The 16,211-nt window shown below is 67.6% G+C and carries 11 protein-coding genes; 6 read left to right on the plus strand and 5 right to left on the minus strand.

The genetic code is table 11. The features are described 5' to 3' along the window. Nucleotides 1-147: 147 nt before the first annotated feature. The gene (locus tag AC1DGC_RS03155; protein ID WP_449336311.1) at nt 148-999 is read right to left on the minus strand and encodes a pirin family protein; all 852 of its coding nucleotides are present in this window, start codon (nt 997-999) and stop codon (nt 148-150) included. A gap of 263 nt (nt 1,000-1,262) precedes the next feature. On the opposite strand from AC1DGC_RS03155, the gene AC1DGC_RS03160 reads away from it, so the two are divergent. Beyond that, entirely contained in the window at nt 1,263-3,344 is a 2,082-nt protein-coding gene (locus tag AC1DGC_RS03160; protein ID WP_259206123.1) for a carbon starvation CstA family protein, read from the plus strand. Next, entirely contained in the window at nt 3,344-3,568 is a 225-nt protein-coding gene (locus AC1DGC_RS03165; RefSeq protein ID WP_256775765.1) for a YbdD/YjiX family protein, read from the plus strand. The genes AC1DGC_RS03160 and AC1DGC_RS03165 overlap by 1 nt, the downstream gene beginning before the upstream one ends. 98 nt (nt 3,569-3,666) lie before the next feature. Here AC1DGC_RS03165 and AC1DGC_RS03170 read toward each other — a convergent pair whose 3' ends face one another. From AC1DGC_RS03170 to AC1DGC_RS03185, 4 genes are all read right to left on the minus strand, one after another. Continuing rightward, complete coding sequence (locus AC1DGC_RS03170; RefSeq protein WP_478047189.1) at nt 3,667-4,806, minus strand: DUF3103 family protein; 1,140 nt, start codon at nt 4,804-4,806, stop codon at nt 3,667-3,669. Nucleotides 4,807-4,986: 180 nt separating this feature from the next. Continuing rightward, nucleotides 4,987-6,237, minus strand: a complete 1,251-nt coding sequence (locus AC1DGC_RS03175; protein ID WP_478047190.1) for a DUF819 family protein — start codon at nt 6,235-6,237, stop codon at nt 4,987-4,989. Nucleotides 6,238-6,347: 110 nt separating this feature from the next. Further along, nucleotides 6,348-7,655: a sensor histidine kinase gene (locus tag AC1DGC_RS03180; RefSeq protein WP_478047191.1), complete on the minus strand. Its 1,308-nt coding sequence runs from the start codon at nt 7,653-7,655 to the stop codon at nt 6,348-6,350. Next, on the minus strand, nt 7,642-8,343 hold the full coding sequence (locus tag AC1DGC_RS03185; RefSeq protein WP_394160990.1) for a response regulator transcription factor: 702 nt from the start codon (nt 8,341-8,343) through the stop codon (nt 7,642-7,644). Before AC1DGC_RS03185 ends, AC1DGC_RS03180 begins: the two co-directional genes overlap by 14 nt. A gap of 129 nt (nt 8,344-8,472) precedes the next feature. On the opposite strand from AC1DGC_RS03185, the gene AC1DGC_RS03190 reads away from it, so the two are divergent. The 4 genes from AC1DGC_RS03190 to AC1DGC_RS03205 all read left to right on the plus strand — a co-directional run bounded on the left by AC1DGC_RS03190 (nt 8,473) and on the right by AC1DGC_RS03205 (nt 15,326). After that, entirely contained in the window at nt 8,473-10,182 is a 1,710-nt protein-coding gene (locus tag AC1DGC_RS03190; RefSeq protein ID WP_478047192.1) for an ArnT family glycosyltransferase, read from the plus strand. Nucleotides 10,183-10,293: 111 nt separating this feature from the next. Further along, a complete protein-coding gene (locus tag AC1DGC_RS03195) occupies nt 10,294-11,067 on the plus strand; it encodes a phosphatase PAP2 family protein (protein WP_259206140.1) in 774 nt (257 codons plus the stop codon). Then, nucleotides 11,064-12,716 carry a phosphoethanolamine transferase gene (locus tag AC1DGC_RS03200; protein WP_478047193.1) on the plus strand — a complete coding sequence of 551 codons (1,653 nt, stop codon included), beginning with the start codon at nt 11,064-11,066 and terminating at the stop codon, nt 12,714-12,716. The genes AC1DGC_RS03195 and AC1DGC_RS03200 overlap by 4 nt, the downstream gene beginning before the upstream one ends. A 615-nt stretch (nt 12,717-13,331) precedes the next feature. After that, a complete protein-coding gene (locus AC1DGC_RS03205) occupies nt 13,332-15,326 on the plus strand; it encodes a M2 family metallopeptidase (protein ID WP_394160998.1) in 1,995 nt (664 codons plus the stop codon). The last annotated feature ends 885 nt before the right edge of the window (nt 15,327-16,211 follow it).

Below are 16,211 nucleotides of genomic sequence, written 5' to 3' on the forward strand. Positions count from 1 at the left end.
CACGGCGTCGACGTCACTGGTAGCGCCGAGCGATGCTCGGCGCGTGGCGTCATCCTGCCCGGCGGCTGCCCTGCGGCTGCCCGCGAGATCGGCACCGGAATGGGAAGCAGCCGAGCATGGCTCGGCTCTACTCCCGTGCCCCTGGCGTCAGAAGCGGCCTTCCTGGAAATCGACGAAGGCCTGCATCAGTTCCTGCCGGGTGTTCATCACGAACGGACCGTGGCGCATCACGGGTTCGCGCAACGGGCGCCCGGCCACCAGGATCAGACGCGTGCCCTCGGCACCGGCCTGCAGCTGGAGCAACTCGCCACCGCCCAGCACCGCCAGTTCCTGGCGCGCCACGGGGCGCGCGTCCTCGCCCTGCCCCACCGTCACCCCGCCTTCGAACACGTAGGCAAACGCGTTGTGCCCCTCGGGCAGCGCGTAGTCCCAGCGCGCGTCTGCGGCCAGGGTGATGTCCAGGTAGACCGGATCGGTCGCCGGCTGCGCGATCGGCCCGGCCACGTCACCGACCTGGCCCGCAATCACCTTCACCTGCACGCCTGCCGCCGGGGTGGCGACCGGAATGCGCTCCGGCGCGAATTCCTGGTACTTGGGGTCGGTCATCTTGTCGCGCGCCGGCAGGTTCACCCACAACTGGAAGCCGCGCATCTGCCCCGATTCCTGCTCGGGCATTTCCGAATGCACCAGCCCGCGCCCGGCGGTCATCCACTGCACGCTGCCCGGGGTAAGCAGGCCTTCGTTGCCATGGTTGTCCTTATGCCGCATGCGCCCGTCGAGCATGTAGGTGACCGTCTCGAAGCCCCGATGCGGATGGCTCGGGAAGCCGGCGATGTAGTCCTCGGCCCGGTCGGTGCCGAACTCGTCCAGCAGCAGGAATGGGTCCAGGTCGGGCAGCGACGGGCCACCGATCACCCGGGTCAGGCGCACGCCGGCACCGTCGGAGGTGGCCATGCCACGGATGGTGCGCTGCACGCGCACGGGGGTTGGGCTGCTCATTTCCACTCCTGCAAGAAGAACACCAGCCAACAAGATGGGCGCACACCGCCCAAGGGCCAATCGCCACGCCCGCAACCGATTGTTCCAGCCGTGGCGTTCGCAGCCCGTGCAGAGGCCGGCGTGGACGCAGCCGGCGGCCGCGCCGCGGCGTCGATCCCGTTGCGACCTACGACCAAAGTACTAGCGGCAAGCACCTGCGTTTGCATTGACCCCGTCGGTGCCAGGGCAGACTCTTACGACGATCTCCAGGGAGACGCAATCTCATGAAAGGTTTTTCCAAGCTCGGCTGGGCGGTGCTCGCGCTGCTCGGTGCGTTCTGTCTGGGCGTAGTCGCACTACGCCGCGGCGAACACATCAACGCGTTGTGGATCGTCGTCGCGGCGGTGTCGATCTACCTGATCGCCTACCGTTTCTACAGTCTGTTCATCGCCGACAAGGTGATGCAGCTGGATCCGACCCGGGCCACCCCGGCGGTACTCAACAACGATGGCCTGGACTACGTCCCGACCAACAAACACGTGCTGTTCGGCCACCATTTCGCCGCCATCGCCGGCGCCGGCCCGCTGGTCGGCCCGGTGCTCGCCGCACAGATGGGTTACCTGCCCGGCCTGTTGTGGCTGGTCGTCGGTGTAGTGCTCGCCGGCGCGGTGCAGGACTTCATGGTGCTGTTCATCTCCAGCCGCCGCAACGGGCGTTCGCTGGGTGACCTGGTCCGCGAGGAAATGGGCCAGGTACCCGGCACCATCGCCTTGTTCGGCGCCTTCCTGATCATGATCATCATCCTGGCGGTGCTGGCGATGGTGGTGGTCAAGGCGCTGGCCGAGAGTCCATGGGGCATGTTCACGGTGATCGCGACGATGCCCATCGCGATCCTGATGGGCGTGTACATGCGCTACATCCGGCCCGGCAAGATCGGCGAGATCTCGGTGGTGGGGTTGATCCTGCTGCTGGCCGCGATCTGGTTCGGCGGCAAGGTCGCCGCCGATCCGACCTGGGGCCCGGCCTTCACCTTCACCGGCATCCAGATCACCTGGATGCTGATCGGCTACGGCTTCGTCGCCTCGGTACTGCCGGTGTGGCTGCTGCTGGCCCCGCGCGACTATCTGTCCACCTTCCTCAAGATCGGCACCATCGTGGCGCTGGCGATCGGCATCCTGATCGTGATGCCGGAACTGAAGATGCCGGCGCTGACCCAGTTCGCGGCCAGCGGTGACGGCCCGGTGTGGAAGGGCGGGATGTTCCCGTTCCTGTTCATCACCATCGCCTGCGGCGCGGTCTCCGGTTTCCACGCGCTGATCGCCTCGGGCACCACGCCCAAACTGTTGGCCAATGAGCGCCACATGCGCTACATCGGCTACGGCGGCATGCTGATGGAATCCTTCGTCGCGGTGATGGCGCTGGTGGCGGCCTCGATCATCGATCCGGGCATCTACTTCGCGATGAACAGCCCGGCATCGGTGATCGGTCCGGATGCGGTGTCGGCCGCGCACTACATCTCCACCACCTGGGGCTTTGCGATCACCCCCGAGCAGCTGGAGGCCACGGCGGTGGCGATCGGCGAGCCGACCATCCTGCACCGTGCCGGCGGCGCGCCGACGCTGGCGGTGGGCATCGCGCAGATCCTGCACCAGGCCATCCCCAGCGGCAGCAACGCGATGATGGCCTTCTGGTACCACTTCGCGATCCTGTTCGAAGCGCTGTTCATCCTGACCGCGGTCGACGCCGGTACCCGTGCCGGTCGCTTCATGCTGCAGGACCTGCTGGGCAACTTCATCCCCGCGCTGAAGAAGACCGAGTCGTGGACGGCCAACATCATCGCCACGGCCGGCTGCGTGGCGCTGTGGGGCTATCTGCTGTACACCGGCGTCAAGGATCCCTTCGGCGGCATCCAGACCTTGTGGCCGCTGTTCGGCATCTCCAACCAGATGCTGGCCGGTATCGCGCTGATGCTCGGCACGGTGGTGCTGTTCAAGATGAAGCGCGAGCGCTTTGCCTGGGTGACCGGCGTGCCGGCGGTGTGGCTGCTGATCTGCACCACCTACGCCGGGTTGATCAAGATCTTCGACAAGAATCCGGCCCAGGGCTTCCTGGCGCAGGCGCACAAGTTCCAGGACGCGATCGCCACCGGCACCATCACCGCGCCGGCCAAGAGCCTGGACCAGATGCACCAGATCGTGGTCAATGCCTACGTCAATACGAGCCTGACGGTGCTGTTCCTGTTCGTGGTGTTCTCGATCCTGTTCTATGCGATCAAGACCATCGTGCAGGCGCGACGCACCCCGCAGCGCACTGACAAGGAAACCCCGTACGTGGCACTGCAGCCGCACCAGATGGCGGACCTGTGATGAGTACCGAACTGGTTCCCGTTGGGCAATACCAGGCGCATCGCCGGTTGTGGCGGCGCCTGGTGCAGACCGCGCGCCTGTGCTGCGGCATTCCCGACTACGACAACTACGTGCGCCATGTGCTGGAGAACCACCCGGACCGCGTGCCAATGGACTACAAGACCTTCTTCCGCGAGCGCCAGGAGGCGCGCTACGGCGGCAGGAATGGCGGCCGCTGCTGTTGAGCCGGGCGTGCGACTGAAACAGACAACGGCGGCGCGAAAGCGCCGCCGTTTTTTTCTGGGCTGCGATGCGATCCGCGCCGACACCGGCCGCGCGCGCATCACTCGGTGAGGGTCACCGCCGACAGCGTCACCTTGGCGTTGTTGGCCGCGCCCATGCGATCGGGGTAATTCTCGCCACGGCGCAGCAGGTAGAGGCTGTCCAGGTAATCGGTATCGTTGGCGAACCATGACGTCGGCATCGCCTTGAGGATGGCCCCGGCAATGTCGGCGACCACCGCGTACTCCGGCACGAACACGCCGAGCGCGGCCTTGACGCCATCGGTCAGTGCGATCAGCAGCGCCTGGTAGTTGGTATCGCCGTCGTCCTCGAAGAACTGCACGTTGGCTGCATCGAAACGGTAGTTGCCCCAGATCACCAGCGGCTGCCCAGGCGTGTAGTCGGTGTTGTCGTGATCCAGCCACGGCAGGGTGACCGTCGCCATTTCCGGCTCGGCCGCACCGATCTGCAGGCCGGAGACCACCGCGAACACCTCCGCGCCGCCGAGCGCCCAGGGCTCCTGGTCATCGGCCAGGCGGATGCGATCGAGCCGGGTGAGGTCCAGCGAGGCCGTGCCATCGGCCGCCACGCGGATCCGGTCCGGGGATTGCAGGCCGCGCGCCTGCAGCCCGGCGTTGACCACGGCCATGCCCTCCTGCACGGCCCTGCGTGTGTCGATGTCGACGATCAGGACCGGGAAGGTGGGGGCGATGCGAGCGTCGAGCACGTGGCTGCGGCCCTGCGCGTCGTATGCGGTCAGCGTGGTCCAGTGGCGGTCGTCGCCGCGCGGCAACACCGCCACCCACAGCTGCGACGCCGGCAGATCGGCGAGCCTGCGGCCCGCCGGCACATAGGCCCGTACCTGCAACAGGTCGGCGCCGTCAGCCGGCAGGCCCTTGCGCTGGCGCAACTGGCGGTCCTGCGCGGCCAGCGTCCGCGCGGCCTGGGTGCGGGCGCCGGGGTCGAAACGCGCCATGACCGCGGACAGGGCAACGCCGCGTTCGGGGCGGTCGGCCAGGGTCCCGGTCACGGCCGTGGCGAAGCCCGGTTGGGCGATGAGCGTGGCTACCTCACGGGCGCTGGCATCGGTGAGGCCATGGACATCGGCGCGCTCGGCGCGGGTGACCTGGGCAGATGCCGCTGCGCTGGCCAACATGACCAGCGCGGCGGCGCAGTAGCGGAATAGGGTCTGCGGTTTCATGCAACATCCTGTCTGGAGGCCGATTGCCATCGGCGGTGACTGCCATCCGTGATGCTCCTCAACCATACGGCGGCGCATCGACCGCACCTTACGGGGCAATCGCGGCAACGACCGATAACCAATCCACAGTTCAACCGCAGCGCGGGGTTTTCCTGCGGGGCGTGCGAATCCCCGAACGGATCAGGCCCCGGCCATCCATTTCAGGATCAGGCCGGTGACGTAGGCCAGGCCGGTGCCGGTGGCATAGCCGACGGTGCCCAGCAGCACGCCGACCGGCGCCAGGCTGGGATGGAACGCGGCGGCCACGACCGGTGCCGAGGCGGCCGCGCCGATGTTGCCCTGCGAGCCGATGGCGAAGAAGAACAGCGGCGCGCGCAGCAGCTTGGCGGCGTTCCACAGCACCAGGATGTGGGTGAGCATCCAGATCGCGCCGAGCGCGAACAGCCACGGGCGATCCAGCAGCGAGAGCAGGTCCATCTGCATGCCGATGCAGGCGATCAGGAAATACAGGAACACCGTGCCCAGCCGCGAGGCCCCGGCCGACTCGAGCCGGCGCGCACGGGTGAAGCTGAGGCCCAGGCCCAGTGCCGTGGACAGCAGCACCACCCAGACGAATGCGCTGTCCAGGCTGAACTGGCTGGCCCAACTGACGTTGGCCTTGAACCAGCCGCTCAGCGGCGCGGCGATGGCATGCGCCAGGCCGACGCCCCCCAGCGCAACGCCGACGATCACCATCAGGTCGGTCAGGGTGGGAATCCGGGCGTTCTGCGCCTCGTAAGCCGAAATCCGCGCCTTCATTTCATCGATGGCGCGGGTGTCGGCACCGTTGCGGGTATCGATCTGCTGGGCGCGGTTGGCCAGGAACAGCAGCACGGCCATCCACAGGCTGGCGCACGCGACGTCGACCACCGCGAACTGCCCGAAGGTGGTGGCGTCGGTGCCGAACACTTCGCGCATCGCCACCATGTTGGCACCCCCACCGATCCAGCTGCCGGCCAGTGCGGCCATGCCGGCCCAGGTGTCGCCGGCCACGGTTTCCGGGTGGATCCAGGACATCAGCTGGAACGACACCACCGCGCCAAGCATGATGCCCAGCGTACCGACGCAGAACATGATCAGCAGCTTGGGACCGAGCTTGATGACGCCCTTGAGGTCGATCGACAGGGTCAGCAGCACCAGCGCGGCAGGCAGCAGCACGTCGCGTGCGATCGGGTTGTACAGCGCGGTGTTGTGGCCATCGATGAGGCCGGTGGTGTTGTAGACGGCTGGAATGAAGTAGCACAGCAGCAGCGCTGGCACCCAGGCGAAGATCTTCTTCAGCAGCGGCGTCGGGCCACTGGCGGCCCAGAAAATCACCGCAAGCGTGGCCGCGATGAGGCCAAGTCCGACGATGTCGCTGCTGATCAGGGCGGTACTGGTTTCGGTCGGCATCTTGCCATCCTCTGTCGATCGAAGAAAAAAAAGCGCCGCATAAAGCGGCGCGATCCAGAGGTTAACATCATCTTCACGCTGCGCCACCCTGCGCTGCAGCGCGCGCCGCGCTACGTCGGCGCAGGCCTGCCGCCGGGCAGCGATGCGCCCAGGTCGAGGATGACGCGGGTGCCACGCGGCGCGCAGGGTTCGATCTGCAGCGCCCAACCGAGGTGATCGCAGAGCTTGGCGATGAGCTCCAGGCCGATGCCGCCCTGCTCGTTGCGATCGCCGCGCGCCATCCGCGCATGCACCGCGGCGATCTCCTCCGGGCTCATGCCGTGGCCGGGGTCCTGCAGCGTGACCAAAGCCGCGGCCGACAACTGGATGTGGATGGTGCCGCGGCCGCTGTTCTCGATCGCATTGCGCAGCAGGTTGCCGATGGCTGCCTGCACCACGCCCAGCGGCGCGAAGATCTCCACCGGTGCCAGCCCGTCCACCTCGATGCGCAGGTCCTTGTCGCCCATCAGGTGGCGGTGGTCCTCGATGATGTCCGGCACCAGCTGCTGCAGCGCGATGCGCTCGCCGAGCGCGACCAGGCGTGCCGGATCGCGCGCCAGCACCAGCAGCAGCTGGATCAGCTGCTCCACGCCCTGCGCGGTGCGATGCACGCGCTGCATCTGTACCCGCGCGCGGTCCGGCAGGGCGGGCTGGCCCAACGCCAGTTCGGCCGCGCCGGTGATCACCGCGATCGGGGTGCGCAGCTCATGGCTGGTGGTGGTGATGAAGGCGCGCTCGCGTTCGACGAACTGCTCGTTGCGGGCCAGGTAGTCGTTGACCGCGTCGGCGATCACATACAACTCCGAACTGCCGCGCGGGTCCACCACCACCCGCTGCCCCGGCACCCCGGGCTTGAGGTGGTCGATGCGCGTGGCCAGCGAGCTGAGCGGACGCACCAGCCGGCTGACACCGAACGACGCCATCAGCACGGTCACGATGATCATCACCACGCCGGCCAGCATCACCCAGCGCGTGGCGAATTCCTCCAGTTCGTGGAAATCGTTGATATCCAGCACCAGCGCCAGCCGGCCCAGGCTCCCGGTATCGCGGACCATGACCGCGCTTGCGCGATCGTTGACCAGCACGCCGTCGTGCAGCCCGGGATGCAGCGTGCGCAGGCTCTCGGGAACGCCGGCGCTGCCGTCGATGGTGAACAGCCGCAGCGTGTCCGAGTCCTGCCAGCGGTAATGCGGTTCGTGCTCGATGTGGTTGACGATGCTGTCCAGCTCGGAATTGAGCAGTGCGCGCCAGGCCGAATGCTCGGCGTGTTCGTGCACATAGTTGCCGACGCTGAAGACGGCGATCGAGATCATCGCCAGGTACGCCAGCAGCCACCACACCAGGCGGCGATGCAGGGGCGCGGGCTTACGCGGTTTCATTGCTGGCGTCCGTGCCGACCAGGCCCAGCCGGTAGCCCACGCGCGGCAGGGTGTGGATCAACTTCTGCGCGGAGGCGCCGTCCACGCTGCGACGCAGCTCGTACACATGCGAACGCAGCAGGTCGCCATCCGGCGGCTCATCCCCCCACAGGGCGAACTCCAGCTGCTGCCGGGTCACCGCGGCGGGGCTGGCGCGCATCAGCACTTCCAGCAGCTTGCGGCAGGCCGGGTACAGGTGCAGCACCTTGCCGTCGCGATAGGCGTCCAGCGTGGCCAGGTCCAGCTTGAGATCGGCCACTTCCAGCACCTTGCGCGGATTGCGCCCATGCGCGCGGACCATCAGCGCCTCCAGGCGCACTTCCAGCTCGGGCAGCGCGAACGGCTTGGTCAGGTAGTCGTCGGCGCCGGCGCGGAAGCCAGCGATCTTGTCGGGCAGCTCATCGCGCGCGGTGAGCATGATCACCGGCACTTCCGAACCATGTTCGGCGCGCAGCCGGCGCAACACTTCCGGCCCCTCCATGCGCGGCAGCATCCAGTCCAGGATGACCGCGTCGTAGGCGTGGCTCACCGCCAGGTGCAGGCCGGTGACGCCGTCCGGCGCGACGTCCAGCACGTGGCCCCGCGATTCGAAGTAGTCGAACAGGTTGGCGACGAGCTGGCGGTTGTCTTCAATGACAAGGAGCCGCATGGCAGACTCTCGTGGACGGATCGGCGCATGGTAGCCCGATCCATGTCGGAATCCGGTCGCAATGGGCCGTTCCGACGCTTTTCCTACGCTGTCGGGGAGACAGTGGCGGTTTTGCCGAAGAGCCCTGACATGCCCGACGCATCGTTGCTGCGCCACCGCTGGCGGATCCTGCTCTGCGCGGGCATCGTGCTGGCCCTGCTGGCCGGGATCGGCATGCGCCAGCCCTCCCCGCCGGACGAGCCACGCTTCGTGCTGGCCGCCCGCGCGATGGTGGACAGCGGCCACTGGCTGCTGCCGCACCGGGGCAGCGAGCTCTATGCAGAGAAGCCGCCGGTGTTCATGTGGATGCAGGCGGCCAGCCACGCCGTGTTCGGCGGCTGGAACCTGGCCTTCCTGGTGCCTTCGCTGCTGGCGGCCCTGCTGACCCTCTGGCTGACCTGGGACCTGGCGCGACGGCTGTGGAACCGACGGGTGGCCGGGTGGGCAGTGCTCGCCTTGTTCAGCTGCCTGCAGTTCGGCCTGATGGCCAAGCGCGCGCAGATCGACATGGTGCTGGTGGGCATGACCACGCTGGCCATGTGGGGCCTGATGCGGCACCTGCTCGAGGCCCCCAACCGGCGTGCGTTGTGGATCGCCGGCGCCGCCGCCGGGCTGGGCACGGTCACCAAGGGGGTGGGCTTCCTGCCGCTGCTGGTGCTGCTGCCGTGGGCGCTGTGGCGCTGGCGCATGCGCGGCGTGGACGACGGCCGGCGCGGGCGCGGGCCGGCGCTGTGGTGGCTGCTGCCGGCGTTCCTGCTGGGCACGGCGGTATGGCTGGCACCGCTCGGGATCGCCCTGCTGCTGGACCCCGACCCGACCCTGCAGGCATATGCACGCGAACTGCTGTTCAAGCAGACCGGTACCCGCTACGCCAATGCCTGGCACCACGTGCAACCGGCCTGGTACTACCTGCAGGTGATGGCCACGCTGTGGCTGCCCGGCAGCCTGTTGCTGCCGGCCCTTCTGCCGGCCTGGTGGCGGCGCCTGAAGCGGCTGGACGGGCGCTACTGGCTGCTGCTGGGCTGGGCGGTGCTGGTCCTGCTGTTCTTCAGCGCCAGCCCGGGCAAGCGCGAGGTCTACATCTTCCCGATGCTGCCCCTGCTGTGCGCGGCCGCCGCGCCCCTGCTGCCGGGCCTGCTGCGTCGCGCGGGCCCGCGCTGGCTGCTGCTTGCCTACGTGGTCGTGCTTGCGGTGGCCGCGCTGGTGATCGGCGGGCAACTGCTCGCGGGCAGCGCATGGGCACACGCACAGCTGGCCCGGCGTGAGATGCCCGACAGCCTGCTACCGCTGTTGGGCGGCTGGCTGCTTGGCTTCGGCGTGCTGCTGGGCGGGTTGGCCCTGTGGCTGCGCCAGCGCCGCGCGGGGCTGCTGGTGGTGCTGACCGCGTTGCTGCTCTGGAACCTGTATGGCTGGGGACTGATGCCGGCGCTGGACCCGTACAGCTCCGCCTCCGCGTTGATGCAGCGCGTGGGGCAACGGATCGGGCCGGACGCGGAACTGGGGCTGGTGGCCTGGCGCGAACAGAACCTGCTGCAGGCCGACCGCAAGGTTGCCGAATTCGGCTTCAAGCGCCCGTGGGACCAGCAATGGCAGGATGCCGGGCCGTGGCTTGCGCAGGCACCGGCACGGCGCTGGCTGCTGGTGCTGGACGAGGCGGTGAGCCCGTGCGTGGACCGCGCGCGGACCATTGCCATCGGCAGCAGCAACCGCAATCGCTGGGTGCTGGTGCCGGGCGCCGCCTATCGCAGTGACTGCCAGTCGCATCTGCCGTCGGACGCGGCCGACGACGGGCAGGACTGAACGAATGTCGTCCCTGGCCGCGGTTTAACCGATGGCCAACACCGCTCCGACCAGTCTCCGACAACGCGCTGACGACCATGGCCGCGGATCATCCCGCCGACCTCCTCGCCCATGTCCTCAGTGCCCGCTGTCTCCCTCCCCCTGGCCAAGGCGCCGGCCCTGCGCGACCCGCGCTTCCTGCGCGCGCACCTGCTGCAGCCGTTGCTGGCCACCCTGGTGCTCAGCACGCTGTTGATGAGCCTCGGGGGCGACCAGTGGGTGGCCGACCAGTGGTATCGCCTGGAGGGCCAGCACTGGGCGTTGCAGAACGCCTGGGTGACCGCGCATCTGGTGCACCGGGTGGGCAAGTGGACCAGCACGGCGGCGGCGCTGGTCGCCATCGTGCTGTGCACCCAGGCGTGGCGCGGCCAGCGCCTGGCGGCCTGGCGCTGGCCGCTGCTGTACCTGGTGCTCGCCGTCGCCTTGGGCACCGGCGTGGTGTCGTGGCTCAAGTCGGTCACCAACATGGACTGCCCGTGGGACCTGGCCCGCTATGGCGGCACGCGCGAGTACATCGGCCTGTTCGCTTCACGACCGCACGCCATGGCCCGTGGCCTGTGTTTTCCCGCCGGCCACTCCAGCGCGGGGTTCGCCTGGATCAGCCTGTACTTCTTCGCCCTGATGGTGCGCCCGGCGTGGCGTTGGCGCGGGCTGGCGGTGGGGTTGGTCGCCGGCGGCGTATTCGGCCTGTCGCAGCAACTGCGCGGCGCGCACTTCCTGTCGCATGACCTGTGGACGCTGGCCACCTGCTGGCTGGTGTCGCTATCGCTGTACCTGGCCGTGCAACCGCTGCTGCAACGCTCCCGGAGTCCCCATCGGACGATGCCAGCGGGAGAGCAGGCATGAATGCATCGGTATCGCGCGCCGCGCGCCTGGGTGAACGGGCAAGGTGGCGCAGCTGGCGTCCGCAATGGTCGACCGAAACCCTGATCGTGGTCACCAGCGTGTTCTTCGCGCTGGCGTGCAATGGGCTGTTCTGGCACAGCGCGATGGCCACCCATCCCGGCAGCCTGCGCTTTGCGACCTCGCTGCTGCTGTTCCTCGTGGGGGCGCACTGCCTGCTGATGGGGCTGCTGGTCTGGCGCTGGAATGCGAAGGGGGTGGTGGGCGTGCTGCTGCTGTGCACGGCGATGGCGGCGCACTACATGGGCAGCTACCACATCTACCTGGATGCGGACATGCTGCGCAACGTGCTGGCGACCGACCACAAGGAAAGCCGCGAGTTGATGACCCCGGCGCTGATCGCCCCGCTGCTGTTGCTGGCGCTGCTGCCGATGCTGGTGCTGTGGCGGGTGCAACTGGTGAAGCGCAGCTGGGGCAAGGCGCTGTTGTGGCGTGCCGGGTTCCTGCTGACGTCGCTGCTGGTGGCCCTGGGCGGGGCGATGCTGTCCTTCCAGGAGATGTCGGCGTTGATGCGCAACCAGCGCGAAGTGCGCTACCTGGCCACGCCCGGCAATGTCCTGCTGGGCCTGCCCAAGGCATTGCGGGGTGACAACCCGATCCAGCGCGCGCCGAAGCTGCCGATCGGCACCGATGCCCAGGCCACGCCGCGCGCGGCGGGCAGCCGGCCGCGGCTGCTGGTGATCGTGATGGGCGAGACCGCCCGTGCGCAGAACTGGGGGCTCAACGGCTACGCCAAACAGACCACGCCGGAACTGGCACAGGCCAGCGTGATCAATTTCCCGGACATGCACGCCTGTGGCACCAGCACCGAGGTATCGCTGCCGTGCCTGTTCTCGCCGTACGGCCGCCACGACTACGACGAAAAGAAGATCCGCGCGCACCAGTCGCTGCTGCACGTGCTGGAACACGCCGGCATCACGACCTTGTGGCGTGACAACCAGTCCGGCTGCAAGGGTGTCTGCGACGGCCTGGCGATGCAGCCGCTGGATGATGCGAAGAACCCGCAGTTGTGCGCCAACGGCCGCTGCATGGACGAGATCCTGATCGACGCGCTGGCCGCGCAGGTGCGCGCCAGACCCGGCGACCGGGTGGTCGTGCTGCATCAGCTGGGCAACCACGGGCCGAGTTATTTCGAACGGTATCCGGCGCGCTTCCGCCGCTTCACCCCCACCTGCGACACCCCGGACCTGGGCAAGTGCAGCCGCGAGGAGATCACCAACAGTTACGACAATGCGCTGTTGTACACCGACCACCTGCTGGCGCGCACGATCGGCACCCTGAAGGGCATGGACGACTACGACACGGCGATGATCTACCTGTCCGACCATGGCGAATCGCTGGGCGAGAAGGGGCTGTACCTGCACGGCGTTCCCTATGCGATCGCCCCGCAGGAGCAGACCCGGGTGCCGATGACCATGTGGTTCTCGCCCTCGTTCGCGGCCAGCCGCGGGCTCAACCTGGCCTGCGTGCGCGAGCGCGCGGGCAAGTACACCGACCACGACAACCTGTTCCCGTCGGTCCTGGGATTGATGCAGGTAAAGACGTCGGTGTATGCGCGTGACCGCGATCTGTTTGCTGGGTGCGAGGTTTGACCCGTTCAACGCGTAGTTGAGTGTCCGGCGCCTGAAGTGGAGAGCTGTCAGCTTTTCGCTCTTCCGTTTGGGGCGAGGCAGGCCATACCGTCGCGGGACGCGCCGTAAACCCATCCCTGGGGGCTCGACGTGCGCCCTCCATGGCGCCCGACGGTCCCGCCACGGTATGGCCTGCCTCGCCCCCACAGATTGTGTTGTCGGATAGGCGGGCGAACGCGGGAGCATTCGCTGGGACAGCCAACGTTCGTTCGGAACGCCGTTGTTTCTCCATGCGCACCGACCCACTGTCGACGGGGCGGTGTGGGTGGGTTGGCGGCACCGTTATGCGCCATGGAGGGCGCATATCTAGACCCCAAGGGTGAGGGTGCTCCGCTTGCGATGCCCTGCTTCGCGCGTGCCCGAACGCCCAGCCGCCAGCGGCTGGGCCGGACGGCGGAGCGGGGTTCACGGCGGGTCCCGACAACCCGCCCGCGCCGACCCGAACCAAGATGCAGTGACACCTCGCCGCCGACGTTGACGCTATCCGGTCTGCCGGGACCGTGCTGCCCTGCCCCTTGCGGTGCGACCGGCGCTTCACTAGCCTTCGCCGGTCTGTCACCACCCAAGGATGTCCCCGTGAACCACCGCCCGCTCCTGCTGGCCCTGGCTGTCGGTGCTGCCGCACTGACGCTGGCGGCCTGCCAGAAGGAACCCACCCCGGCCGATGCGCCAGCCGCGACCAGCGCCAAACCGGGCGAAACCGCGGACCAGTTCATCGCCCGCGTCAACGCCGAGTACAAGGCCATGTACCCGGAAATGACCTCGGCGCAGTGGCTGTCCTCGACCTACATCAACGAGGATTCCGAGCGCGTGGCGGCCAAGGCCAACGAGCGCTGGCTGACCGTCCTCAACGGCTGGATCACCCAGGCCGGCACCTATGACGGCCAGCCGATGAGCGAGGACACCAAGCGCCAGATCCACCTGCTCAAGCTGATGACCTCCATGCCGGCGCCGCGCGACCCGGCCAAGCTCTCCGAGCTGACCCGCATCGCCAGCCGCATGGAAGGCGCGTACGGGTCGGGCAAGTACTGCACCGACGCCGCCAACCCGCAGAGCTGCCGCCAGCTCGGCGACCTCGAGCAGGTCCTGGCCAGCAGCCGCGACTACGACAAGCAACTGGATGCCTGGCAGGGCTGGCACGCCACCACCAAGCCGATGCGCGCCGATTACCAGCGCTTCGTCGGCCTGGTCAACGAAGGTGCCAAGGAAATGGGCTTCGCCGATGCCGGCCAGATGTGGCGCAGCGGCTATGACATGCCGCCGGAACAGATCGGCCCGGAAACCGACCGCCTGTGGGAACAGGTCAAGCCGATGTACGAACAGCTGCACTGCTACGCGCGCAACAAGCTCGACACGACCTACGGCAAGGACAAGGCCGAGACCGAGGGCGGCCTGATCGCCGCCCACCTGCTGGGCAACATGTGGCAGCAGGACTGGTCCAACCTGTGGGACCAGCTGGAACCCTACCCCGGCGCCGGCAGCCTGGACATCACCGCCGCGCTGGAAAAGCAGTACCAGGCCAACCTGAGCGGCGCGCTGGCCAAGGCCGGCAGCGGTGCGAACGTGGAAGCGCTGTACAAGGCGCAGCGCGAGGCCGAGCTGCGCACCGCCAAGCAGATGACCGAGCGCGCACAGGACTTCTATGTGTCGCTGGGCATGCCCGCGCTGCCCAAGTCGTACTGGGACAAGACCCAGTTCATCAAGCCGCTGGACCGCGACGTGGTCTGCCATGCCAGCGCGTGGGACATGAACATGGACGGCGACGTGCGCACCAAGATGTGCATCAAGCCGACCGAAGAGAACTTCACCACGATCTACCACGAGCTGGGCCACATCTATTACGACCTGGCCTACAACCCGCTGCCGCCGCTGTTCCAGGGCGGCGCCAACGATGGCTTCCACGAAGCGATCGGCGACACCATCGTGCTGGCGATGACCCCGCAGTACCTCAACTCGATCGGGCTGGTGGACAAGCCGCAGGAAAGCCGCGAGGCGACCATCAACGCGCAGATGCGCATGGCCCTGAGCGGCGTGTCGTTCCTGCCGTTCGGGCTGATGATCGACCGCTGGCGCTGGGGCGTGTTCGATGGCTCGATCACCCCGGACCACTACAACCAGGCGTGGTGGGAGCTGAAGGCCAAGTACCAGGGCGTGGCCCCGGCCAGCGCACGCGGCGAAGAGTTCTTCGACCCGGGCGCCAAGTACCACGTGCCGGGCAACACCCCGTACACCCGCTACTTCCTGGCGCGGATCCTGCAGTTCCAGTTCTACAAGGGCCTGTGCGATGCGTCCGGCTACAAGGGGCCGCTGCACCAGTGCAGCTTCTACGGCAACAAGGAAGCCGGGCAGAAGTTCTGGGCGATGCTGAGCAAGGGCGCCAGCCAGCCGTGGCAGGCCACGCTGCGTGAGATCACCGGCGGCGACAAGCTCGATGCCGGCCCGATGATCGAGTACTTCACCCCGGTCAACGAGTGGCTCAAGCAGCAGAACCAGGGCCAGATGTGCGGCTGGAAGGCCCCGGGCGCGACCGCAGCGGCCAAGCCGGCAGCGGCGGCACCAGCGGCACGCTGACCGTTCGCGCACGTCGATGATCCAAAAAGCCGGCCCATGGGCCGGCTTTTTTTCGATCGGTAGTGCCGAGCCATGCTCGGCAACGTGCAATCCGCACCGTACGTCGGGCCTCAGACGTCATCGGCATCGGTGCGAAAGGCAGCCACGCATGGCGTGGCTCTACGGGCGCGATCGAACTTGTAGTGCCGAGCCATGCTCGGCAACGCTCAATGCGCATCGCACGTCAGGCCTCAGACCTCGGACGTCGGACGTCATCGGCATCGGCGCGAAAGGCAGCCACGCATGGCGTGGCTCTACGGGTGCTATCGAATCTGTAGTGCCGAGCCATGCTCGGCAACGTGCAATGCGCACCGCACGTCAGGCCTCAGACGTCATCGGCACGAAAAGCAGCCACGCATGGCGTGGCTCTACGGGCGCTATCGAATCTGTAGTGTCGAGCCATGCTCGGCAACGCGCAATGCGCACCGCACGCCAGGCCTCAGACGTCAGACGTCATCCGCATCGGCACGAAAAGCAGCCACGCATGGCGTGGCTCTACGGGTGCTATCGAATATGTAGTGCCGAGCCATGCTCGGCAACGTGCAATGCGCAACGCACGGCAGGCCTCAGACGTCATCGTCATCGGCGCGAAAGGCAGCCACGCATGGCGTGGCTCTACGGGTGCTATCGAATCTGTAGTGCCGAGCCATGCTCGGCAACGCGCAACCCGCACCGTACGTCAGGCCTCAGACGTCATCCGCATCGGCACGAAAAGCAGCCACGCATGGCGTGGCTCTACGGATGCTATCGAATCTGTAGTGCCGAGCCATGCTCGGCAACGCGCAACGCGCAACGCGCAACACGCGACCCGTACCGCGCATCAGGCGTCATCGGCACTACAGGCAC

It is taken from the genome of Stenotrophomonas sp. 05N37 (assembly GCF_056397365.1).